18 protein-coding genes are annotated in these 21,937 nt (G+C 77.3%); 8 read left to right on the forward strand and 10 right to left on the reverse strand.

What is annotated here, in order from left to right:
* Positions 1 to 15 precede the first annotated feature (15 nt).
* The 5 genes from BLS82_RS05620 to iolC all read right to left on the reverse strand — a co-directional run bounded on the left by BLS82_RS05620 (position 16) and on the right by iolC (position 6,435).
* Positions 16 to 1,548 (reverse strand): CoA-acylating methylmalonate-semialdehyde dehydrogenase, encoded by a 1,533-nt coding sequence (locus BLS82_RS05620; protein ID WP_092862831.1) that lies wholly within the window; start codon positions 1,546 to 1,548, stop codon positions 16 to 18.
* 70 nt (positions 1,549 to 1,618) lie between these two features.
* Positions 1,619 to 3,565, reverse strand: coding sequence for a 3D-(3,5/4)-trihydroxycyclohexane-1,2-dione acylhydrolase (decyclizing) (gene iolD, locus BLS82_RS05625; protein WP_092862233.1), 1,947 nt, complete (start codon positions 3,563 to 3,565; stop codon positions 1,619 to 1,621).
* Positions 3,562 to 4,482 carry a 5-deoxy-glucuronate isomerase gene (iolB, locus tag BLS82_RS05630; protein WP_092862235.1) on the reverse strand — a complete coding sequence of 307 codons (921 nt, stop codon included), beginning with the start codon at positions 4,480 to 4,482 and terminating at the stop codon, positions 3,562 to 3,564. The genes iolD and iolB overlap by 4 nt, the downstream gene beginning before the upstream one ends.
* On the reverse strand, positions 4,482 to 5,354 hold the full coding sequence (locus BLS82_RS05635; protein ID WP_092862834.1) for a Cgl0159 family (beta/alpha)8-fold protein: 873 nt from the start codon (positions 5,352 to 5,354) through the stop codon (positions 4,482 to 4,484). The genes iolB and BLS82_RS05635 overlap by 1 nt, the downstream gene beginning before the upstream one ends.
* Positions 5,355 to 5,424: 70 nt before the next feature.
* The gene (gene iolC, locus BLS82_RS05640; protein ID WP_255378132.1) at positions 5,425 to 6,435 is read right to left on the reverse strand and encodes a 5-dehydro-2-deoxygluconokinase; all 1,011 of its coding nucleotides are present in this window, start codon (positions 6,433 to 6,435) and stop codon (positions 5,425 to 5,427) included.
* 200 nt (positions 6,436 to 6,635) lie between these two features.
* Here iolC and BLS82_RS05645 point away from each other — a divergent pair, with 200 nt between their 5' ends.
* Positions 6,636 to 7,415, forward strand: a complete 780-nt coding sequence (locus tag BLS82_RS05645; RefSeq protein WP_092862237.1) for a GntR family transcriptional regulator — start codon at positions 6,636 to 6,638, stop codon at positions 7,413 to 7,415.
* A 28-nt stretch (positions 7,416 to 7,443) separates the two neighbouring features.
* Here the strand turns inward: BLS82_RS05645 and BLS82_RS05650 are convergent, their stop codons facing one another.
* Complete coding sequence (locus BLS82_RS05650; RefSeq protein WP_092862239.1) at positions 7,444 to 8,547, reverse strand: transaldolase family protein; 1,104 nt, start codon at positions 8,545 to 8,547, stop codon at positions 7,444 to 7,446.
* Positions 8,548 to 8,841: 294 nt separating this feature from the next.
* On the opposite strand from BLS82_RS05650, the gene BLS82_RS05655 reads away from it, so the two are divergent.
* Complete coding sequence (locus BLS82_RS05655; protein WP_092862241.1) at positions 8,842 to 10,281, forward strand: sugar porter family MFS transporter; 1,440 nt, start codon at positions 8,842 to 8,844, stop codon at positions 10,279 to 10,281.
* A 77-nt stretch (positions 10,282 to 10,358) separates the two neighbouring features.
* Here BLS82_RS05655 and serS read toward each other — a convergent pair whose 3' ends face one another.
* Positions 10,359 to 11,624 (reverse strand): serine--tRNA ligase, encoded by a 1,266-nt coding sequence (gene serS / locus BLS82_RS05660; RefSeq protein WP_092862243.1) that lies wholly within the window; start codon positions 11,622 to 11,624, stop codon positions 10,359 to 10,361.
* Between the two features lie 58 nt (positions 11,625 to 11,682).
* On the opposite strand from serS, the gene BLS82_RS05665 reads away from it, so the two are divergent.
* The 4 genes from BLS82_RS05665 to BLS82_RS05680 all read left to right on the forward strand — a co-directional run bounded on the left by BLS82_RS05665 (position 11,683) and on the right by BLS82_RS05680 (position 15,439).
* The gene (locus BLS82_RS05665; RefSeq protein ID WP_218123585.1) at positions 11,683 to 12,810 is read left to right on the forward strand and encodes a diacylglycerol/lipid kinase family protein; all 1,128 of its coding nucleotides are present in this window, start codon (positions 11,683 to 11,685) and stop codon (positions 12,808 to 12,810) included.
* Between the two features lie 64 nt (positions 12,811 to 12,874).
* Positions 12,875 to 13,555, forward strand: coding sequence for a hypothetical protein (locus tag BLS82_RS15605; RefSeq protein WP_092862245.1), 681 nt, complete (start codon positions 12,875 to 12,877; stop codon positions 13,553 to 13,555).
* Positions 13,552 to 13,908, forward strand: a complete 357-nt coding sequence (locus BLS82_RS15610) for a hypothetical protein (RefSeq protein ID WP_092862247.1) — start codon at positions 13,552 to 13,554, stop codon at positions 13,906 to 13,908. The genes BLS82_RS15605 and BLS82_RS15610 overlap by 4 nt, the downstream gene beginning before the upstream one ends.
* A gap of 52 nt (positions 13,909 to 13,960) precedes the next feature.
* On the forward strand, positions 13,961 to 15,439 hold the full coding sequence (locus BLS82_RS05680) for a YcaO-like family protein (protein ID WP_218123587.1): 1,479 nt from the start codon (positions 13,961 to 13,963) through the stop codon (positions 15,437 to 15,439).
* 31 nt (positions 15,440 to 15,470) lie between these two features.
* Here the strand turns inward: BLS82_RS05680 and pheA are convergent, their stop codons facing one another.
* Positions 15,471 to 16,424: a prephenate dehydratase gene (gene pheA, locus BLS82_RS05685; RefSeq protein ID WP_092862846.1), complete on the reverse strand. Its 954-nt coding sequence runs from the start codon at positions 16,422 to 16,424 to the stop codon at positions 15,471 to 15,473.
* 166 nt (positions 16,425 to 16,590) lie between these two features.
* On the opposite strand from pheA, the gene BLS82_RS05690 reads away from it, so the two are divergent.
* Together BLS82_RS05690 and BLS82_RS05695 are read left to right on the forward strand one after the other, a co-directional pair.
* On the forward strand, positions 16,591 to 17,673 hold the full coding sequence (locus tag BLS82_RS05690; protein WP_218123588.1) for a Gfo/Idh/MocA family protein: 1,083 nt from the start codon (positions 16,591 to 16,593) through the stop codon (positions 17,671 to 17,673).
* A 28-nt stretch (positions 17,674 to 17,701) separates the two neighbouring features.
* A complete protein-coding gene (locus BLS82_RS05695; RefSeq protein ID WP_092862249.1) occupies positions 17,702 to 20,266 on the forward strand; it encodes a hypothetical protein in 2,565 nt (854 codons plus the stop codon).
* On the opposite strand, the gene BLS82_RS05700 is transcribed toward BLS82_RS05695, so the two are convergent.
* Both BLS82_RS05700 and BLS82_RS05705 read right to left on the reverse strand, forming a co-directional pair.
* A complete protein-coding gene (locus tag BLS82_RS05700) occupies positions 20,220 to 20,984 on the reverse strand; it encodes a glycosyltransferase (protein WP_092862251.1) in 765 nt (254 codons plus the stop codon). The genes BLS82_RS05695 and BLS82_RS05700 overlap by 47 nt on opposite strands.
* On the reverse strand, positions 20,981 to 21,922 hold the full coding sequence (locus tag BLS82_RS05705; protein ID WP_218123590.1) for a DUF5926 family protein: 942 nt from the start codon (positions 21,920 to 21,922) through the stop codon (positions 20,981 to 20,983). Before BLS82_RS05705 ends, BLS82_RS05700 begins: the two co-directional genes overlap by 4 nt.
* Positions 21,923 to 21,937 lie beyond the last annotated feature (15 nt).

Consider the following 21,937-nt stretch of genomic DNA (forward strand, 5'->3'; position numbering starts at 1 on the left):
CGTCGTCGCAGCCCTTCAGTCGTTGGTGGGGAACCCGAGGTCCATCCCGGCGTGGGAGGGATCCGACCAGCGGGAGGTGACGACCTTGCCGCGGGTGAAGAAGTGCACGCCCTCGGTGCCGTGGGCGTGGGTGTCCCCGAACAGGGAGCTCTTCCACCCGCCGAAGGAGTAGTAGGCCATCGGCACGGGCACCGGCACGTTCACCCCGACCATCCCGACCTGGATCTCGTGCGTGAAGCGCCGCGCCGCGCCGCCGTCGTTGGTGAAGATCGCCACCCCGTTGCCGTAGGGGTTGGCGTTGACCAGGTCCACCGCGGCGGTGTAGGTGTCCTCGCGCACCACGAGCAGCACCGGCCCGAAGATCTCGTCGGTGTACGCGGAGCTGGTGGTGGGCACGCGGTCCAGCAGCGTCGGCCCGAGGAAGAAGCCCTCGCCGTCGGCGTCCGGGCTCACCTGCCGGCCGTCGACGACGACGCTCGCGCCGTCGCGCTCGGCGGCGTCGACGTAGGAGGCGACCTTGTCGCGGTGGGCGCGCGTGACCAGCGGACCCATGTCGCAGCCGCGCCGGCCGTCGCCGGTGCGGATCTTCCCCGCCCGGTCGGCGATCCGGGAGACCAGCTCGTCCCCGGTGCCGCCGACGGCGACCACCGCGGAGATGGCCATGCAGCGCTCCCCCGCCGAGCCGAACCCGGCGTTGACCGCCGCGTCGGCGGCCAGGTCGAGGTCGGCGTCGGGCAGGACCACCATGTGGTTCTTCGCCCCGCCCAGGGCCTGCACCCGCTTGCCGTGCGCGGTGCCGGTCTCGTAGACGTAGCGCGCGATCGGGGTGGAGCCGACGAAGGACACCGACGCGACGTCGGGGTGGGTCAGCAGGCCGTCGACGGCGACCTTGTCGCCCTGCAGGACGTTGAAGACGCCGTCGGGCAGCCCGGCCTCCTTCCACAGCTGCGCCAGCCACAGGGACGCCGAGGGGTCCTTCTCGCTCGGCTTGAGCACCACGGCGTTGCCCGCGGCGACGGCGATGGGGAAGAACCACATGGGCACCATCGCCGGGAAGTTGAACGGGGAGATGATCGCGGCCACCCCGAGCGGCTGGCGCAGGGCGTGCACGTCGACGCTCGTGCTGGCGTTCTCGGTGAAGGCGCCCTTGAGCAGGTGCGGCATGCCGCACGCGAACTCCACGACCTCCTGGCCGCGCGCGACCTCCCCGGCGGCGTCGGAGAGCACCTTGCCGTGCTCGGCGGTGATGATCGCCGCCAGCTCCGGGGCGCGGGCGTTGAGCAGCTCGCGGAAGCGGAAGAGCACCTGCGTGCGCCGGGTCAGGGAGGTGTCGCGCCACGCCGGGAACGCCGCCGCCGCCGCGGCCACCGCCGCCTCGACGTCCGAGGGCTCCGCGAGGACCACCTGGCGGGCCACCTCACCGGTGGCGGGGTCGAACACGTCCGCCCGCCGCGCGGAGCCGCCGGGGGTGGCGGCTCCGCCGATCCAGTGCTGGACGACCTCCGGCGGGCGGACGTCGGCGGGAGGGCCTCCCTGCTCGTGGTCCATCCCCTGGTGCTCCTCGGGCAGCAGCTCGGTCATCGTTCCTCCAGGTCGGGTGCGGGCTCGCCGTCGCGGCTCAGGCGCCGGCGGGGTCGGACGGGGTCAGGTGCGGGCGCTGCTCGGCCTTGTGCTGCTCGTAGACCTCGCGCGCCCGCCGGGTCGACTCCAGCGTCGAGGTCTCCGCCACCGGCACGTCCCACCAGGACCGGCTCGACGGCGCCCCGACGAACGGGTCGGTCTCGACGTGGATGACGGTGGCCGTGGTGCTGGCCCTGGCGTCGAGGATCGCGGCCTCGAGCTCCTTGCGGCTGTGCGTGCGCACGACGTGGATGCCGAAGCTCTCCGCGTTGGCCGCCAGGTCGACGGGCAGCAGGTCGCCGTCGAGGCGGTGGCTGGAGGCGCTGCGGGCGCGGTAGCGGGTGCCGAAGCGCTGGGAGCCGAGCTCCTCCGACAGGGCGCCGATCGAGGCGAACCCGTGGTTCTGCACGAGGACGACGACCACCTTCACGCCCTCCTGGACGGCGGTGACCAGCTCGGTCGCCATCATCAGGTAGGAGCCGTCGCCGACCATCACGAACACGTCGCGGTCCGGGCAGGCCATCCGCACGCCGATGCCGCCGGCGACCTCGTAGCCCATGCAGGAGTAGCCGTACTCGACGTGGTAGCCCTTGGCGTCGCGCACCTGCCACAGCTTGTGCAGGTCGCCCGGCATGGAGCCGGCCGCGCACACCACGACGTCGCGCGGGTCGGACAGCTCGTTGACGGCGCCCAGCACCTGGCTCTGGGTGGGCTGGGCCGACAGGTCCCCGCCCTCGGCGGCGGCGCGGTCGTAGGCGCGGGCGACGGTGGCGTCCCACTCGGCCCGCAGGCGGGCGACCTCCTGCCGGTAGCCGTCGTCGACCGACCAGCCCTGCAGGGCTGCCGTCAGCGCGGTCAGGGCCTCGCGGGCGTCGGCGACGACGGAGACGCCGGCGTGCTTGACGGCGTCCAGGCCGGCGACGTTGACGTTGACGAACTGGACGCCGGGGTGCTGGAAGGCCGTCCTGGAGGCGGTGGTGAAGTCCTGGTAGCGGGTGCCGACGCCGATCACGACGTCCGCCTCGCGCGCCAGGGCGTTGGCGGCCGTGGTGCCGGTGGAGCCGATCGCTCCGACGGAGGCCGGGTGGTCGAACGGCAGGGAGCCCTTGCCGGCCTGGCTCTGCCCGACCGGGACGCCGGTGGCCTCGACGAGGGCCCGCAGCTCCTCGGTCGCGCGCGAGTAGACCACCCCGCCGCCGGCGACGAGCAGGGGACGGCGCGCGGAGCGGACGACCTCCACCGCGCGGGCCAGGGCGTCCGGCTGCGGCAGCGGGCGCCCGACGTGCCAGGTGCGCTCGGCGAACAGCTCCAGCGGCCAGTCGTGCGCCTCGGCCTGCACGTCCTGGGGGATGGCGATGGTCACGGCGCCGGTCTCGGCGGGGTCGGTGAGCACCCGCATCGCGCTCATCAGGGCGCCGGGCAGCTGCTGGGGGCGCCAGACCCGGTCGAAGTAGCGCGACAGCGGGCGGAAGGCGTCGTTGACGGTGACGTCGCCGCTGCTGGGCAGCTCCAGCTCCTGCAGCAGCGGCCCCGCGGAGCGGGTCGCGAACGTGTCGGCGGGCAGCAGCAGCACCGGCAGGCGGTTGATGGTGGCCAGCGCGGCGCCGGTGAGCATGTTCGTCGAGCCCGGCCCGACGCTCGCCGTCACCGCCCACGCCTGCAGCCGGTCCTTCGCGCGGGCGTAGGCGACCGCGGTGTGCACCATGGCCTGCTCGTTGCGGCCCAGCACGTACGGCAGCGCCGGCTCCTCCCCCTCCGGGGTCTCCAGCTCCGCCTGCAGCAGCGCCTGCCCCAGGCCGGCGACGTTGCCGTGGCCGAAGATGCCGAAGCACCCCGCGAAGAAGCGGCTGCGCTCCCCGTCGCGCTCGACGTGCTGGGCGACCAGGAAGCGGACGACGGCCTGGGAGGTGGTGAGCCGGACGGTGTCGTCGGGGCTGGGGGTCATCGCTGCTCTCCTCCGGGCGCGGTGGGGACGGCGTCGGTGCTCTGGTGCAGGGGCAGGCGCGGGTCGACGTCCTGGTGCGCCCACTGCCCGCGCACCCAGGCGAAGGCGGGGTCGTCGACGATGCGCCACTCGCGCTCGGCCCCCGGCCCGGCCATGACGTTCAGGTAGTACATGTGGTGCCCGGGCGCGGCGGCGCAGGGGCCGTGCCAGCCGTGGGGCACGAGCACGGTGTCGCCGGTGCGCACCTCGGCGAGCACGTCGACCGGGCGCTCCGGCGTGCCGTAGGTGCGGTGGTAGCCCACCCCCGGCTGGCCGTCCGGGCCCGGCGCGATCTCGTAGTAGTAGACCTCCTCGAGCTCGCTCTCGTGCTCGCTGGCCTCGTCGTGCTTGTGCGGCGGGTAGGACGACCAGTTGCCGCCCGGGGTGATGACCTCGACGGCGATCAGGGAGTGCGCCTCGAAAACCCCGGCGGCGGCGAAGTTGTGCACCTGGCGGCTGCACGAGCCCGCGCCGCGCAGCTCCACCGCCACGTCGGACGCCGCGACGCGCCGCACCGGCAGCCGCGGCCGGCCCTCGTCCACGCGGGCCGCGGGCAGCGCCACGCGGGCGCCCTGCGCGCTGCGCAGGACGGCCCGGGTGCGCTGCGGCAGGTACGCGAAGTCGCTCGGGCCGGCGAAGACGCCGCTGCGCCCGGCCAGCTCGTGCGCGGTGCCGTCGACGCTCACGGTGCACCCGCCGCGCAGCGGCAGGACGACGACCTCGTCGGGGCCGGTGCTCAGGTCCACCGCCTGCCCGGGCGCCAGGTCGGCCACGTGCAGGGAGCTGTGGCCCCAGCCCGCGCTGGCGGGCGTGACGGACACGTCGTACGGGCCGCGGCGCGTGGAGCCCGCGGGCAGGTGCCACGGGTGCGCGACCATCAGCGCACCAGGGACACGGCGGTGTCGACCGCCGCGGCCACGTCGTCGTCCGGGGGGAAGAGCAGGGCCCGACCCACCACGAGGCCGCGCACGGCGGGCAGGGCGAGCGCCGTGCTCCACGCGGCGTAGGTCTCCTCCGGCGCGGCCACCGGGTCGCCGCCGAGCAGGAGGGTCGGCAGGGTGGTGGCGTCCATGACGCGCTCCATCTGGTCGACGACGGGCAGCTTCAGCCACGTGTGCGCGGAGGAGGCGCCGAGCCCCTGCGCGACGTGGACCGACCGGACCACGGCGGCGGGCGAGAGGTCGTTGACCACCCTGCCCTCGCGGCGCGAGGACCAGAAGGGCTCGAGCAGGGCGGCCCGGCGGGCGCGGTTCAGCTCCGTGACCGCGCGGCCGCACGCCTGCAGCGTGGCGGCCGTGCCGGGGTCGTCCAGGGCCACGCGCAGGAGCATCTTGCCGCCGTCGAAGCCGGCCTCGACGATGCCGGGCACGTCGTAGCCGGTCATCCGGTCGTCCAGCTCGAACGACGCCCCGGCGAGGCCGCCGCGGTTCATCGAGGCGATGACGACCTTGCCCTCCAGCGCGCCCAGCAGCAGGAGGTCCTCGGCGACGTCGGCGGTGGCGAGCAGCCCGTCGACGCCGGGGCGGGCCAGCGCCGCCTGCAGGCGGTCGAGCAGCTCGGTGCGGCTGGCCATGGCGTCGGCGCGGCCGCGCGCGGCCAGCGCCCCGCGCGCCGGGTGGTCGGCGGCGACGATCATGAGGCGGCCGTCGTCGCCGAGCAGCGGACGGCGGGCGCGCCGGGCCAGGGCCTGGGCCACGACCTCGGGACGGCGCGCGCGCAGCTCGGTGACCTCCGCGTAGCTGCGCGCCAGCGGCGGGAGGTGCGCGGGCTGCGCGGCGGGCTGCGCAGCGGGCGGTGCGGGCGCGGACGGCGCGGCGGTGTCAGGCACGGCTGGCCTCCGGGTGGGGACGGGGTGCCGCGCCGTGCGCGGCGAGGAAGGCCTCGACCTCGGCGGCCGTGGGCATCGCGGTCGAGCACTCCAGGCGGGAGGCGACGATCGCCCCGGCGGCGTTGGCCGCGCGCAGCACCTGCTCCAGGGGCCAGCCGGAGAGCAGGCCGTGCACCAGCGAGCCGCCGAAGGCGTCGCCGGCCCCGAGGCCGTTGACGACCTGCACCGGCGTGGGCGGCACGACGACGCGCTGGTCGGCCGTGGCGGCCATGACGCCCGCGGGGCCCTGCTTGACCACCGCCAGCTCCACGCCGGCCGCCAGCAGCGCGTCGGCGGCGCGGTCGGGGTCGCTCTCGCCGGTGGCCACCTCGCACTCGGCGCGGTTGCCGACCGCGACGGTCACGCCGGCCAGGGCGCGCTGCACCTGCTCGCGCGCGGCCTCCACCGAGGGCCAGAACATCGGGCGGTGGTCCAGGTCGAGGACGGTGCACCCGCGCCGCTCGCGCGCCTCGAGCGCGGCCAGGTGGGCGCTGCGGCTGGGCTCGGCGGACAGGCCGGTCCCGGTCAGCCAGAGCAGGTCGGCGTCCCGCACGGCCCCGGGGTCGACGTCCTCGGGGCGCACCCGCAGGTCCGGCGCGGTGGGGCGCCGGTAGAAGTAGAGGGGGAAGTCGTCGGGGGGGAAGACCTCGCAGAAGGTCACCGGGGTGAGGTTGTCCGGGTCGACGACGACGTACCGGTCGTCGACGCCGCGGGTGCGCAGCTCGCGGCGCACGAAGCGGCCGAACGGGTCGTCGCCGACGCCGGAGACCAGGGCGACGCCGTGGCCCAGCCGGGCCGCGGCCACCGCGACGTTGGCGGCGCTGCCGCCGAGGAACTTGCCGAAGGTCTCGACGTCCTCCAGGCCGACGCCGGTCTGCAGGGGGTAGACGTCCACCCCGCAGCGGCCCATCACGAGCACCTCGGCCGGGCGGTCGGGGAGCGCGTCCTGGGACGCACCGGTCACGCGGGCCTCCACAGCGTCGTGAGTTCCGGGGTGGTGCCGGGATGGTTCCGGGATGCTCGGAGCGGCGGGCCGCTGTCCGTGCCTCCGTACTCTGGTCCTCGCCGCCGAGCAGTGTCAACTCTTTGTCCTGACAAAGTGTCAACACGACCGCACGGGTGGTCGCCCTGCCCGGCCGCGGCCGCTCCTGAGATGCTGGGCGCATGGACGCCGCCGCCGACGCCCGGGCCCGGGGCCAGCAGGACCTCGCCGCCCTCCTGCTGCGCGGCCTGGACCGCTCCAGCCCCGTGCCGCTCTACCACCAGCTCGCCGAGCTGATCCGCGGGGCCGTCGACGACGGCGTCCTGCCGGCGGGCACGCGCCTGGAGAACGAGGTCGCCCTCGCCGACCGGCTGGGGCTCTCGCGCCCGACGATGCGCCGCGCCCTGCAGGAGCTCGTCGACCGGGGCCTGCTCGTGCGCCGCCGCGGCGTGGGCACCCAGGTGGTCCACCCCAAGGTCAGCCGCTCCATGGCGCTGACGAGCCTGCACGACGACCTCGCCGGGTCCGGGCAGGTGCCGAGCACCGAGGTCCTGGAGTACGCCCTGGGCCCCGGGCCGGCGGAGGTGACCGAGGCGCTGGGCCTGGAGCCGGGCGCCGAGGTCCTCACCCTGCGGCGGCTGCGGCGGGCCGGCGGCGAGCCGCTGGCGGTGATGACGAACTACCTGCCCGCCGCGCTGGCGCCCTCGCGCGAGCAGCTGGAGGTCGAGGGCCTCTACCAGTGCCTGCGCGACCGCGGCGTGCACCTGCGGGTGGCCCACCAGCGGGTGGGGGCCCGGCTGGCCACGGCCCCCGAGGCGAAGCTGCTCGAGGAGCGCCCCCGCTCACCGCTGGTGACGATGGTGCGCACCGCCTACGACGACGCCGGCCGCGCCGTCGAGCACGGCTCGCACGTCTACCGGGCCTCGCGCTACGCGGTGGAGAGCACGGTCGTCGACCGCTGAGCGCGGGCCCGGGGCGCTCGGGTGGTGCTCAGGCCGGGCCGAGCAGGACGTCGCGGACGACGCCGTCGAGCTGGGCGTCGGCGTCCAGGAACTGGTGCAGGGTGCGCACCGTGGCGCCGAAGCGCTCGAAGTCCTCCACGGCCAGGCCGTCCTCGTCGTAGGCCTTGGTGAACTCGGGCACCCGCGCGCGCAGGGTGTCGATGGCGCGCGGGTCGACGGGCCGCTCGATCGCGTGCGGGTCGACGGGGATGCGGTTCTCGTTGATCCGCCGCTGCCAGTCGAAGGGCGGGGAGACGACGAGGTCGCCGCCGACGAGCTCGCTCCACTGCAGGTGGTTGCGGAAGGCGGCGGAGAGGATGCGCACGCGGTACCCGCGCTCGGTGTAGATGGCGTGCGCCTTCTTCAGCGCGGCGACGCCGGCCCACTCGAAGTGCCCCGGCTCGATCAGCACGCGGTTCTTCGCGGCCCAGGCCTTCAGCCAGTCGTCGAGGCGGCCGCCCATGATCGTGCAGACGGACCCGAAGTCGCCCACGGGCAGGCCCTCGGCCTCGCGGCGGGCGAAGCCGCGCTCGATCGCCTCGGCGACGGCGACGGCCTGGGCGACGGTGAAGGAGACCGTGGCGTTGATGCTCACGCCGCGGTAGGTGGCCTCCTCGATCGCCGCGATGCCCGTCCTCGTCGCGGGGATCTTGACGATGATGTTCGGCGCGAGCCGGGAGAAGCGCACCGCCTGCTCCACGAGGGCGTCGGCGTCGCGGTGCAGGCGCGGGTCGGTCTGCACCGACAGGCGCCCGTTGACGCCGCCGTGCTCGGCGAAGGCGGGCTCCAGGAGCTCGGCGGCCTCCACGGACAGCTCCTCGACGACCCTCCACCCCAGCTCCGACTCACCGGCCGTGGGGTGCTCCTCGGCGAGCTCGCGGATGCGCGGCACCCAGCGGTCGAGGTGGTTCTTGATCACCGTGAGGGCGATGACGGGGTTGCACGTGGCCCCCACCGCGCCCCAGGAGATGGCCTGGGTGAGCTCGTCCAGGTCCGCGGAGTCGTTCCACAGGGACGTGGGCGTGGTCTCGGCCGCGATGCGCAGCGGCAGCTGGGAGGCCTGCGCGGTGGGCGGCTCAACGGTCAGCGTCATCGTCTCTCCTCGGGGTCTGCGTCGACGTCCGCGCCGGCCGAGCGGCGCTGCCCGCGCTCCATGATGGAGCCAGGTGCATATGTCCTGTCAACCGCGGCGGACGACTGGCTGCGTGCAGGACGGCGCGAGCCCGGCGGCCCCGCCATCCGGCGCCCTGGTATTGAGCTGTTGACCTGACAAAGTGACGGCTCGTGCGGTCGGGACGACGGTCGACGGCGAGGCACCCGGCCCGCACCGGACCGCCACCCCCGGACGAGGGCGGGCGAGACCGCCCCGGGCGCGAAGGAGCTCCCCGTGTCATCACCGGTCCCGACCACCCGCGCCCCGAGCGCGGGGCACCGCAGGTTCCTCGTCAGGCTGACCGTGATCTCGACCCTCGGCGGCCTGCTGTTCGGCTACGACACCGGCGTCATCGCCGGGGCGCTGCTCACCATGCCCGAGGACCTCGGGCTCACCACCTTCCAGACGGCCACCGTGGTCACGGTCCTGCTGCTGCCCGGCGCCGCGCTGGGCGCGCTGCTCGCCGGACGGATCGCGGACCGCCTGGGGCGCCGCTCCACGCTGATCATCTGCGGCGCCGTCTTCCTCGTCGGGGCGCTGGGGTGCGCCCTGTCGCCGGGCTTCCTCTCCCTGGTCGCCTTCCGGTTCCTCCTGGGCCTCGGCGTCGGGGCGGCGGCGGTGATCTGCCCGGTGTACCTCGCGGAGATGGCGCCGAAGGACGCGCGCGCCCGCATGGTGACCATCAACGAGCTGATGATCGTCACGGGTCAGCTGCTGGCCTTCGCCGTCAACGCCCTGATCGGCGCCACCGTCGAGGGGCAGGGCGTCTGGCGCGTCATGCTCGGCGTCGCGGCGATCCCCGCCGTCGGCCTGCTCATCGGCATGTTCCTGCTGCCGGAGTCCCCGCGCTGGCTCTCCCTCGAGGGGCGCACCGACGAGGCCCGCACCGTCCTGCACCGCTGCCGCACGGTCGAGCAGGCGGACCGCGAGCTCGCCGAGGTGAAGCACCTGGCCGACGAGGACCGCGGCGCCTCGCGCGCCTCGGTCCGCCAGGTGCTGCGCGCCAACCCGTGGATGCGCCGCCTGCTGTGGATCGGCGCCGGCCTGGCGACCGTGCAGCAGGCCACCGACATCAACACGGTGAACTACTACGGCACGACGATCCTCGAGGGCAGCGGCCTGGGCGACCAGGCGGCCCTGGTCTCCACCATCGCCATCGGCGCGACCTCGGTCACCATGACGATCCTCGGCATCTGGCTGCTGGGCTTCGTCAGCCGCCGCAAGATGCTCCTGACCGGCTTCGTCGGCGTGGCCGCCTCCCAGGCGGTGCTCGCCGCGGTGTTCCTGCTGCCGCAGTCGACCTTCCGCAGCTACACCATCCTCGGCGCCATGATCGTCTTCGTCGCCTTCGTCCAGTGCTTCATCGGCACCGGCATCTGGCTGGTGCTGGCGGAGATCTTCCCGCTGGCGATCCGCGGCTTCGCGATGGGCCTGTCGGTCTTCGTCCTGTGGACGGTCAACGGCCTGATCTCCTTCGCGTTCCCCCCGACCGCCGCCACCCTCGGCTCCACGGCCACCTTCGGCCTCTTCGTGCTCATCAACACCGCCTCGATCGTCTTCATCAGCAGGTTCGCGCCCGAGACCAAGGGCCACAGCCTCGAGAGCCTCGAGGAGCACCTGAAGACCCCGCCCGGCGGCATCCCGGCCGTCGCCGGCGGCGCCCGCGCCGCCTGAGCCCCACCGCGCTCACCGCTGGGCCCGGCCCCCGTCGTCACGACGGGCAGCCGCGGCGGGGTGCGCCTGCGTCGAGCTCACCCAGCCGGGGTGAGCACCTCCAGGCCCCCCATCAGGGGGCGCAGCGCGGACGGCACGAGCACGGACCCGTCGGCCTGCTGGTGGTTCTCGAGGATCGCCACCAGCCAGCGGGTGGTCGCCAGGGTGCCGTTCAGGGTCGCCACCGGCCGGTTCGCGCCGTCCGGGCCCTTCTCGCGCACCCCGAGCCGGCGCGCCTGGAAGGTGGTGCAGTTCGACGTCGAGGTCAGCTCGCGGTAGCGCTGCTGGGAGGGCAGCCACGCCTCGCAGTCGTACTTGCGCGCCGCGGAGGAGCCGAGGTCGCCGGCCGCGACGTCGATCACCCGGTAGGGCACCTCGACGGCGGCGAGCAGCTCCTCCTCCCAGCCGAGCAGGCGCTCGTGCTCGGCCGCGGCGTCCTCGACGCGGCAGTAGGAGAACATCTCCACCTTGTGGAACTGGTGCACGCGGACGATCCCGCGCACGTCCCGCCCGTAGGAGCCGGCCTCGCGCCGGTAGCAGGCCGACCAGCCGGCGTAGCGCAGCGGCCCGCTCGAGAGGTCGAGCACCTCGCCCGCGTGGTAGCCGGCCAGCGGCACCTCGGAGGTGCCGACGAGGTAGAGGTCGTCGGCCTCGAGCCGGTAGACCTCGTCGGCGTGCGCGCCGAGGAAGCCGGTGCCCGCCATCACCTCCGGCTTGACGAGCGTGGGCGTGATCATCGGGGTGAAGCCGTGGGCGAGGGCGCGCTCGACCGCGAGGTTGAGCAGCGCCAGCTCCAGGCGGGCGCCGACGCCGGTGAGGAAGTAGAAGCGCGAGCCGGAGACCTTCGCGCCGCGCTCGGTGTCGAGCGCGCGCAGCGACTCCCCGAGCTCGAGGTGGTCGCGGACGGGGAAGTCGAAGGACGGCGGGGCGCCGACCTCGCGCAGGACGGCGTAGTCGTCCTCCCCGCCGGCGGGCACGCCCGGCTCGACGACGTTCGGGATGGAGCGCAGCAGCTCCTCGTAGGCGCCGCCCAGCTCCTCGGCCCGCGCGGCGGCGGCCCTCGCGTCGTCCGCCAGCTGCCTCGCGCGGGCGAGCAGGGCCTGCTTGTCCTCGCCCTGCGCCGACGCGACGCGCTTGCCGAGGGCCTTCTGCTCCGCGCGCAGCGACTCCGAGCGCGTCATGGCCGCCCGGCGCTCGGCGTCCGCGGACAGCGCCGCGTCCACGACCCCCTCGTCCGCCCCGCGGGCGCGCTGGCTGGCGCGCACCGCCCCCGGGTCCTCCCGCAGCAGCCGCACGTCGATCACGAGCGGCCAGCCTAGCCCGCGGGTGCCCGCGGCGGGCCGCGCCGTTAGCGTTCCGCCGGTGACCCGCCTGGAGCTGACGCTGTGGTCGAGCGCGCTCGCCGTGGTCGTCCTCGTCATCGCCGTCGTCGCCGTCCAGAGCCTGCACCGGCGCCGGACGGCGCCCCAGGAGGTCCCCGTGCCCGAGCCCGCTCCCGAACCGACGCCCGCGGCGCCCGCGCCGCGCGAGCCCCTGGCGGCGGTCGTGGTCAACCCCAGCAAGTTCGAGGACGTCGGGCCCCTGCGCGCCGCCGCCACCCGCGTCTGCGCCGACCTGGGGTGGGCGGAGCCGCTGTGGCTGGAGACGACCGCCGAGGACCCGGGGGTGGGCCAGACGAAGGAGGCCCTGGACGCCGGCGCCGACGTCGTCGTCGCCTGCGGGGGCGACGGCACCGTGCGCTGCGTCGGCGAGGCGCTGGCGGGCACCGGCACCCCGATGGGGCTGGCGCCCGCCGGCACCGGCAACCTGCTGGCCCGCAACCTGGACGTCGTCACCCCCCGCGGCGCCGAGCTGTCCCCCGACGACGTCGATGCGGCGATGCGCGTGGCGCTGACGGGCCAGGACCGGCCCGTCGACGTCGGCTGGATCACCGTCGTCGGCCCCGGCGGCGACGAGCACACCGCCCCCGACGAGCAGGCGTTCCTCGTCATGGCGGGCATGGGCTTCGACGCCGCGATCATGGCCAACGCGCCCGAGGCCCTCAAGGCGCGCGTCGGGCCGATCGCCTACGTGGTCTCAGGCCTGCAGCAGCTGAAGGGCAAGCGGGCTCGGGTGACGATCGACGTGGACGGCGCCCGCCACGAGCGCCGGGTGCGCACCGTCGTGGTCGGCAACGTCGGCAAGCTGCAGGGCGGCCTGGCGCTGCTGCCGGACGCCGAGGTCGACGACGGCCGCCTGGACGTGGTGGCGATCGGGCCGCGCAACCTGGCCGAGTGGGCCGGGGTGACCGGCCGGGTGCTGACCGGCCGCGGGCGCGGCGCGGACCGCATCCACCACTGGAGCGGCAAGGGCATCGCCCTGCGCGCCGACACCCCCCAGCCCGCGCAGCTGGACGGCGACCCCGTCGGCGACGCCGTGGAGCTGCGGATGCGCGTGGACGAGCACGCCCTGCTGGTGCGCGTGGCCCCCGGGGTGGGCGCCAAGCCCTGAGCCGACCGGGGTGGGGCCGCGCGGTGCTGTTGACCCACCGGGCGGCCGCCACCAGCCTGGCCCCGTGGAGCACCCGTCGCACCCCGCGCCGACCCCGTCCGCGGCGAGCCCGTCGTCCCGCGGGCCAGTCGTGGCGGTGCTGCTGGTGCTGGGCGGGCTAGCGCTGCTGGTGGTGCCGCTCGGGGGCTTCCTGCTCGCCGGTGCCGGCGCGGTCGTCGGCCTGCACGCGGCCCGGCACGGCGACCGGCAGGCGTTCTGGGGCTCGGCATGCCTGCTGGGCGCCGTGGTGGGCCTGCCCGCAGCGGCGGTCCTGGCGGTGCTGTCCGTCTCTGGAGATCCCGTCTCGGGTGATCCCGCGGTCTCCGGCCAGCGCCCGGACCTCGTCCTGGCGTCGCGCGTCGTGGGGTGGACGGCGCTCGGTGCCCTGGTGGCCGGCCTGGTGCTGCTGACGGCGGCGTGGGCGCGCGCCAGCGGGCAGCAGCGCGGCGCCTGGACGGCGGGCGCAGGGGCCGTCGTCCTCGTCCTCGCCGCCGCCACGGTGTGGGTGACGTGGGGGATGGGCTTCGACCTGGCCGACGCCGGCCGCTCCACGGCGCACCTGGACGCCGTGATGGTCCCCGCCGCCTGGACCGCGCTGGCGGCCCTGGTCGTGACGGTGGCCGCGGGCGCGGTGACGGCCGTGCGCTCCTCGCGCACCCGGCCCGCCGCGCCGGGGGCGCCGCCGTCCGCCACGCTGGGGTCGTGAGCGAGCCGCTGGACTACGAGCCCTCCCTGTACCGGGTCACCGTCGTGGTCGACCTGGACGACCCCGCCGCCGACGGCCTCGAGGGCGCCGTCGCGGCGGCGCTGCCGCTGGACCTCGTGCCGGCCATGGCCGACGAGCAGGCGCGGGAGGACGCCGCCACCCTCAGCACCGACCGCAGGGCGCTCGACGTCGTGGTGCTCGCCGAGGGCGGCACGCCGGCCGAGGCCGAGCGCACCGGCGTGGCCGCCGTGGAGGCGGCCCTGCGCGGGGCGGGGCTCGGGCCGAGCACGGCGCGGCCGGGGCAGGCGCGCGTGGAGGACGCCTACGAGCCGGGAGCGCCCGCCGCCCGCTGAGGCGCTCCGCACCCGCCCGCCGTCCCGGAGGTCCCGTGATCCCGGAGGTCCCGTGAGCCGCAGCCCCGCCGACGTCTACCGCGAGCACCTGCCCCCCGGTCGGGGAGAGGAGTTCGCCCTCGACGGGCTCGACCGCGTCGGCGTGCCGGTGCACGCGGTGCGCCTGATCGGCGCCGGCGGGCTGGGCGGGGCGGGCATCGGCTACGGCGCGACGCGCGAGGACGCGCGCACCGGTGCCCACGGCGAGCTGGCGGAGGCCGTGCTGCCGAAGGCGGGCGCCGCCGGGCGCGAGCGGCCGACCGCCTCGTACGCGCAGATGGCGCGCCGCGAGGGCGCCGACCGCGTCGCCGACCCCGTCTCGCTCGTCCTCGAGGCGGGGTCGGACTACGACGCCGACCGGCCGCTGCAGTGGCTGGCGACCACCCGGCTCTCCGACGGCGAGACGGTGTGGGCGCCGGCGGAGCTGGTCGCCTCCGACGAGGCGGAGCTGCCCGGTGGCCCACCGCCCGGCGGCTGGCTGACGACGCCGGTCACGAACGGGCAGGGCGCGGGGCTGTCCCGGGCCCAGGCGCTCTCGCACGCGCTGCTGGAGGTGCTGCAGCGCGACGGCGACGGGCTGTCGTTCCGGGCGATGGGCACCGGGGTCGTGGTCGACCTCGCCGGCCTGGACGACCCCGTCGCCCTCGACGTGCTGGCCAGGCTGGAGGCGGCCGACGTCGAGCCGGTCGTCAAGCTCGCCTCGACCGCCTTCGGCGTCCCCGTCGTCTACTGCGTCGGGGCCGGGCGCGGCAGCGCCGACGACGCGCTGCCCGTCGTGCTCGGCGCCTGCGGGGAGGCGGCCCACCCGGACGCCGTGCGCGCGGTGCGCAAGGCGCTGCTGGAGTTCGCCGCCGCCCGCGCGCGCCTGGCCTTCATGCACGGCCCCCTGGCCGCGGTGCGGCGCGTGGCGCCGCCGGACTACGTGGAGCGGGTCGTGGCCGCCGGCCCGGGCGTGCAGGAGCCGCGGGCCCTGGCGGAGATGCTCGCCTGGACCTCCCGCTCCGCGGCCGAGGTGCGCGCGCTGCTGGAGCCCGTGGTGCTCTCGCGCCGCAGCAGCACGGCCCTGGCGGACCTGCCCTCCACCCCCGCGGACGGCGGCCCGCAGGAGCTGCTCGACGACGTCGCCGGCCGGCTGCGGGCGGCCGGGACGGACGTGCTGGTCGCCGAGGTCCGCTCGGGCCCGGTGTCCGTGGTCAAGGCGCTCGTGCCCGGGCTGGAGGTGGAGACGATGAGCTACGGGCGCATCGGCGAGCGCGGCGTGCGCGCGCTGCTCGAGCGCCCCCCGGGGCAGGGCCGGGAGCTGGTCGCGGTCGGGCGGCGGCCGGACGGGCTGGGCTGGGCCCGGGTGCACCTGACCGCCGAGGCGCTCGAGCGCCTCGGCGGGCCGGCCTGGCTGGACCGCGACGGCGTCGCCGCTCGCGTCGGCCGGCTCTACCCGCTCTACCGCGAGCCCGGCCGCCACGCCGCGGCCCTCGCGCGCGGGGAGCGCTGACCCGCGCCGCACCCGGGGCTCGGACGGCGGCTCAGGTGGTGGCGCCCGAGCGCACGCGCGTGAGCCAGTCGTGGGCGGCGGTGAAGTCGGCGTCCGCCGTGCCCGGCGGCGGGCTGGGGGCCAGGCCGTCGGCGCGCGGGTAGGAGCCGAGGTAGCGCAGCTGGCGGCACACGCGCTTGAGGCCCATGAGGGCCTCCCCCACGCGCAGGTCGTGCACGTGGCCCTCGCAGTCGATGGAGAAGCAGTACTCGCCCAGCTCGGTGCCGACCGGACGGGACTCGATGCGGGTGAGGTCGATGCCGCGGGTGGCGAACTGCTCCAGCAGCTCCAGCAGCGCTCCCGCGTGGTTCTGCGCCAGGTAGGCGACGAGGGTGGTCTTGTCGGCGCCCGTCGGCGCCGGCGGCGGGCCGGGCGGGGCCACGAGCACGAAGCGGGTGACGGCCGAGGCGTTGTCGGCGACGCCGTCCGCGAGCACGTGCAGGCCGGCACCCTCGGCGGCCACGGCCGCGCACAGCACCGCGTCGTAGGCGGCGCCGCCGGCGGTCAGCGCGTGCGCGGCCGCCGCGGTGGAGGCGCTGGGCGCGGTGGCGGCGCCCGGCAGGTGCCGGCTGATCCAGCCGCGGCACTGCGCGAGGGCGTGCGGGTGGCTGCCGACGCGGCGCACGTCCTCCAGGCGGGTGCCCGGGCGCGCGGCGAGGACGAAGGCGACCGGCACGAGCACCTCGCCGACGACGACGAGCGGGTGGCCGGCCGCGAGGGCGTCGAGGGTGGCGCTCACCCCGCCCTCCACGGAGTTCTCGATGGGGACGACGGCGGCGTCGACCTCCCCGGAGCGCACGGCGTCCAGGGCCGCGTCGACGCTGGCGAACGGCACGCGCGCGGCGGCGTCCGCGCCGGGCAGGCGGCGCAGCGCGGACTCGGTGAAGGTGCCCGCCGGGCCCAGGAAGCCGAGGCGCCGGGGCGGGGCGGACGGGGCGGGGCTCACCGCCGCCACGCTACTGACGCCGGCCCGTGCTCAGGCCCGCGGCCCCGGGGTGCTCCGGGGTGGGCGTCCTTGCCTTCGCGCGCGCCGGGCAGCATCCTCGGGCGCGGCGGCGCTCCCGGTGTCGGTCGGGCCCGCCGCCCACCCCCCACCTCGAGAGGCAGGACCTGTGCGACGCGGACAGCCGCTGCGGATCGGCGTCCTCGGCGCCGCCCGGATCACGACCGAGGCCCTCGTCGAGCCGGCCCGCGCGGCCGGCCACCGCATCGTCGCCGTCGCCGCCCGCGACCGCTCCCGCGCCGAGGCGTTCGCCGCCGCCGCGGGCGCCGAGCGCGTCCTGCCCGGCTACGCCGACGTGCTCGCGGACCCCGAGGTCGAGGTGGTCTACGACCCGCTCGCCAACGCCCTGCACGCGCCGTGGAACCTCGCGGCCGTGCGCGCGGGCAAGCACGTGCTCACCGAGAAGCCGTCCGCGGGCAACGCCGCCGAGGCCCGCGCCGTGCGCGACGCGGCCGCCGCCGCGGGCGTCGTCCTCGCCGAGGGCTTCCACTACCTGCACCACCCCGTCGCCGCCCGCCTGCGCCAGCTGGCGGCGGGCGGCGAGCTCGGGCAGCTGCGGCGCGTCGAGGTCGACATGCTCATGCCGGCGCCCGACGACGCCGACCCGCGCTGGAGCCTGGAGCTCGCCGGCGGCGCCGTGATGGACCTCGGCTGCTACGGCCTGCACGCGCTGCGCCACCTGCCCCCGGGCTCCGGCGGGGACGGCGCCGGGAACGGCGCAGCGAACGGCGCGGAGCTCGGCTCCGGCCCCCGGGTGGTCGCCGCCCGCGCCGTCGAGCACCCCGACCACCCCGGCGTCGACGCCGAGCTGGACGCCGACCTCGAGCTGCCCGGCGGGGTGGAGGGCGCGGTGCGCAGCCGGATGGGCGGGCAGGAGTGGCGCTTCGCCTGCCGCCTGGTGGGCACGGCGGGGGAGGCGGAGGCGCCGAACTTCGTCAAGCCGCAGCAGGACGACCGCGTCGTCGTGCGCACCGGCGCCGGCGAGCGCGTCGAGCACCTGGGGCGCCGCTCGTCCTACGCGTACCAGCTCGACGCCCTGGCCCGCGCGCTGCGCGGCGACCCCGGCGCCGTGCGGCTCGTCGACGCCGACGACGCGGTGGCCACGATGGAGCTGGTCGACGCCTGCTACGCCGCGGCGGGCCTGCCGCCGCGCAGCAGCGGGCCCCTCGACCTCGGCGGCGCCGGCCGGTGAGCACGGCGCCGGGCACTAGCCTGGCCGGGTGAGCCGCCCAGCCCCGCCCTCGGGACGGCGGGGGGCCGCCGCCGCGCTCGCCGCCGCGCTGGCCGTGCTGCTCACACTCCTCGGCCTCGGGGTCGTCGGCTCCGGGCTGATCGGCCTCGCGGCGGGGGCCTCCCCCGCCGCCGCGGCGGCGCCCGACCGCGCCGGCGCCGTGCCCGGGCCGGTCGTGGTCGTCGGCGTCCCCGGGCTGCGCTGGGACGACGTCGACCCGGCCACGACGCCGGCGCTGCACGGCCTCCTGGGACAGGGGGCGGTCGGCACCCTCGTCACGCGCAGCGTCCGCTCGGTGGACTGCCCGGTCGACGGGTGGCTGGCGCTGTCGGCCGGGCGGCGCGCCGCCGACGCGGTGCGCACCGAGGACGAGCCGCTGTGCCGCACGCCGCAGCCCCCGGACACCACCGCGGGCGGGCCCGCGACCCTCGGCCGCTGGCCGGTGTACGCGCAGGAGGCCGCGCAGGGCGACTACGGCGCGCAGCCGGGCGCGCTGGGAGGGGCGCTGCAGCGCGCCGGCGTCGCGGCGGTGGCGATCGGGCCGGGCGCGGCCGTCGCGCTCGCGGACGGCGACGGCGCGCTCGTCGGCCCCTACGCCCCCGCCGGCGGGCCGGCGCAGCTGCTCGCGCAGGGCGTCGCGGACGCCGTGGCCGCCGGCGCGCAGCTGGTCGTGGTCGACGCCGGGGCCCTTCGCGACCCCGACGACACCCCGTACGACCTCCCGCCCGAGGACGCGTCCGAGGAGCAGCGGGGCGAGCAGAGCGGAGAGCGGGACGGGGAGCAGGAGGCCGGCGGGGACGGGGCGGGCGACGCCCCGCAGGCGCAGCAGGAGGACGGCGACGGCGGAGCGGCCGCGCAGGGCGCCGACGGCGCCGCGGACGACGCCGCGGACGACGCGTCCGAGGAGGCGCCGGAGGAGCGGGCCCAGGAGTCCCCGGCCGACGACCCCGCGCGCTTCCGCCCCGAGCGCTCGGTGCAGGCCGCGCAGCTCGACGAGCGCGTCGGCGCCGTCCTGGCCGGAGCACCGGAGGGCTCGACCGTGCTGGTGGCGGCGCTGGCCGGCTCCGGCGGCAGCCCGCACCTGGGCCTGCTCGCCGCCACGGGCCCCGGGCCGGGCGGGCGGGCCTACGCCGAGGCGCTCGTGGGCAGCAGCTCCACCCGCCAGGACGGCATCGTGCAGACGACGGACCTGCTGCCGACCGTGCTGGAGCTGCTGGGCCTGCCCCGCGCCGACGGCGCCGTCGGCGCGGTGATCACCCCGCTGCCCGGCTCGCCGGAGAGCGCGCGGGAGCGGCTGGAGGTCGTCCTGGACGCCGACGCCGCCAACCAGGCGGTGCGCCCGCTCATCGCGCCGTTCTTCTGGGCGCTCGTCGCCCTGCAGCTGGTGCTCTACGGCGCCGCGGCGCGCGCGCTGCGCACGCGGGCCACCGACCCCGTGCGCCGCCGCCGGGTGCTGCGCCAGCTGCGGTGGGCCTCGGTGCTCTTCGCCGCCGTCCCCGTCGCCACGTTCCTCGCCAACCTCGTGCCGTGGTGGCGCCTGGAGCACCCGGCGCTCGGCGTGGTGCCCGCCGTCGCGGGAGGGGCGGCGGGCGTGGCCGTGCTCGCCCTCGCCGGCCCGTGGGGCCGCGCCAGCCTGGGCCCGGTGGGCGCCGTGGCCGGGGCGACCGCGGGCGTGCTGGCCCTCGACGTGCTCACCGGCTCGCGGCTGATGACCTCGAGCCTGATGGGCATCCAGCCCGTCGTCGGCGGCCGCTTCTACGGCTTCGGCAACGTGCAGATGGCGCTGTTCGCCACCGGGGCCCTGCTGCTGGCCACCGCGGTCGCGGACGCCCTAGTGCGCCGCGGGCGCCGGCGGGCCGCCGTCGCCGCCGTCGTGCTCACCGGCGCGGTCGCCACGGTGGTCGACGGCTACCCCGGCCTGGGCAGCGACTTCGGCGGCCCGCCGGCGATCGTGCCGGCGTTCGCGCTGCTCGCGCTCGCGGTCGCGGGCCGCCGCGTGACGTGGCGGCGGCTGCTCGTGGTGGCCGCGGGCACGGCCGCGGTGATCGTGGTGCTGTCCGTGGCCGACTGGCTGCGCGACCCGGCCGACCGCACCCACCTGGGCCGCTTCGTGCAGACGGTGCTCGACGGCGGGGCCTGGCAGGTGGTGCAGCGCAAGCTCATGGCCAACCTCGGCCTGCTGGGCCTGAACGCGCTCACGCTGCTCGTGCCGTTCGCCGCCGCGTTCGTCGGGCTGGTGCTGCTGCGCCCGGCCGCGTGGGGGGCTCCGGTGCTGCAGCGGGCCTACGCGGCCTCGCCGACGCTGCGCGCCGGGCTGACGTCGCTGCTGGTGCTCGTGGCCGTCGGGTTCGCGGTCAACGACTCCGGCGTCGCGGTGCCGGCCGTCGCAGCGACGCTGGCCCTGCCGCTCGTGCTCGCCGCGTGCGCGCGCGTGCTCGAGGAGGAGGCGGGCGCCGAGCAGCCCCCGCGCTCCCCCGAGGGGGACGGCGGTGACGACGGCCGCGCGCTCACCCGGGCGCCGGCGCCCTCCGGGAGCCGCCCGGCCGGCGCCTGAGCGCCCGCCGGGCCCGCCGCACCGCGAGCGCGAGGGCGACGTCGCGGAACTGCGCCGCGCGGTGCAGCTGCGCGCGCCGGTCGGTGCCGGTGACGCGGTGCTGCAGCGGGCACGGCACCTCCAGCACCCGGAAGCCCTGCTGCAGCAGGTCGATCGTCAGCGCCGTCTCCACGCCCCAGCCGCGCGCGAGGGGACGGGCCGCGGCCAGGGCCTGCGGGGTCAGGCACCGCATGCCCGACAGCGGCTGGGTCGGCGTCCAGCCCGTGGCGCGCACGACGCCGCGCCGGGCCAGGCCGACCACGAGCCCGCGCCCGCCGCCGGGCGCCGACTGCGGCGGGAGCACCGCGATGGTCATGTCGGCGGCCCCGGCCAGGACGGGCTCGGCGAGCACCGCCGTGGCCGCCGCCGTCGCCCCCAGGTCGGCGTCGACGAACAGCAGCGCCCGCCTGGCCCCGCCGGGCCGGGCCGCGACGGCGTCCGCGCCGGTCTGCATCGCGGCGGCCTTGCCGCGGTTGCGCGCGTGGCGCACGACGAGCGCGCCGGCCGCCTCGGCGATCCGGCCGGTGCCGTCGCGGCTGCCGTCGTCGACCACGACGACGAGGTCGGCGCCGGCGACGGTGCGCGCGGCCGCGACGGTCCCCGCGATCCGCTCCGCCTCGTCCTTGGCCGGGACGACGACGGCCAGGCCGGTCGGGACGGCGCGCCCGGGCGGCGTCACCGCAGGGTCAGCTGGCGCGAGACCACGCCGGCGCGGGCGCGGCGCTCCTCCGCGCTCAGCGGCCCGGTGGCGGCCAGCGCCTCCTCCAGGCGCGCGGCGAAGGCCGCGGCGGGCTCCTCGACGTCCTGCGCGCCGGCGTCGGGGGCGAGGTCCCACACCGGCACCAGCAGGCCGTGCGCGCGGAAGGCGCCCAGGTAGCGGCTCTCCGGCCCCAGGGCGGAGGCCCCTGCCGCGTGCAGGCGCGCGAGGGCGTCGAGCAGGGCGTCCTCCTCGTGCGGCAGCACCCAGCGCAGGTGGCGGCGGTGTCCCACCTGGCACCAGTAGGCGGCCTCGACGCCGGTCAGCCGGCGGGTGGGGACGACGGAGGCGTTCGCCTCCTGCAGGGCGGCGTCGGTCTCGGGGGTGCGCGCGCCGTCCGCGACCCAGAAGCCGAAGCCGTCGTGCACGGTGACGGCGAAGCCGCCGTCGGGGTCGAGCAGGTCCTGCAGGCGGGGCCCGGGGCCGGGCAGGCCCGCGGGCGGCAGGGCCGTGCCCGGCTCGGCGGCCATCGCGCGCACCAGGGCGGCGGCGGCGTCGCGGCTGGGGTCCCCGGAGCTGACCGGGGTCTGCAGCCCGAGCAGCACGCTGCCGTCCGCGCGGCGCAGCGCCGCGGCCGCCGCCGGCAGCACGCTCGCCACGACGACCTGCGCGCCGGGCTCTGCGCCGTGCTCGGCGGCGCCGGCCGCGGTGCGCACGAGCGCGGTGGCGGCGGGCACGACCTCCCGCAGGGCCACCCAGTCGCCCTCGCCGGGCAGGCCGGCGAAGGGCCGCGGCACGAACGCGCTCGCCCGCGCCGCGGCGGCGCGGCCGTGGCACGCCTTGTAGCGCTTGCCGGAGCCGCAGGGGCACGGCTGGCGCGGCCCGACGGCGGGGACGGTCTGCGTCGCGGAGGAGCTCACGCGGGAGAGGATGGC

The sequence above is a fragment of the Quadrisphaera sp. DSM 44207 genome, assembly GCF_900101335.1.
GTDB lineage: Bacteria > Actinomycetota > Actinomycetes > Actinomycetales > Quadrisphaeraceae > DSM-44207.

What these genes read in the sequence shown, in the direction of transcription:
- iolD (WP_092862233.1), bottom strand. Translation starts at nt 3,565, where the DNA reads ATGACCCCCAGCCCCGACGACACCGTCCGGCTCACCACCTCCCAGGCC.
- BLS82_RS05650 (WP_092862239.1), bottom strand. Translation starts at nt 8,547, where the DNA reads ATGACGCTGACCGTTGAGCCGCCCACCGCGCAGGCCTCCCAGCTGCCG.
- BLS82_RS05620 (WP_092862831.1), bottom strand. Translation starts at nt 1,548, where the DNA reads ATGGACCACGAGCAGGGAGGCCCTCCCGCCGACGTCCGCCCGCCGGAG.
- iolB (WP_092862235.1), bottom strand. Translation starts at nt 4,482, where the DNA reads ATGGTCGCGCACCCGTGGCACCTGCCCGCGGGCTCCACGCGCCGCGGC.
- BLS82_RS05645 (WP_092862237.1), top strand. Translation starts at nt 6,636, where the DNA reads ATGGACGCCGCCGCCGACGCCCGGGCCCGGGGCCAGCAGGACCTCGCC.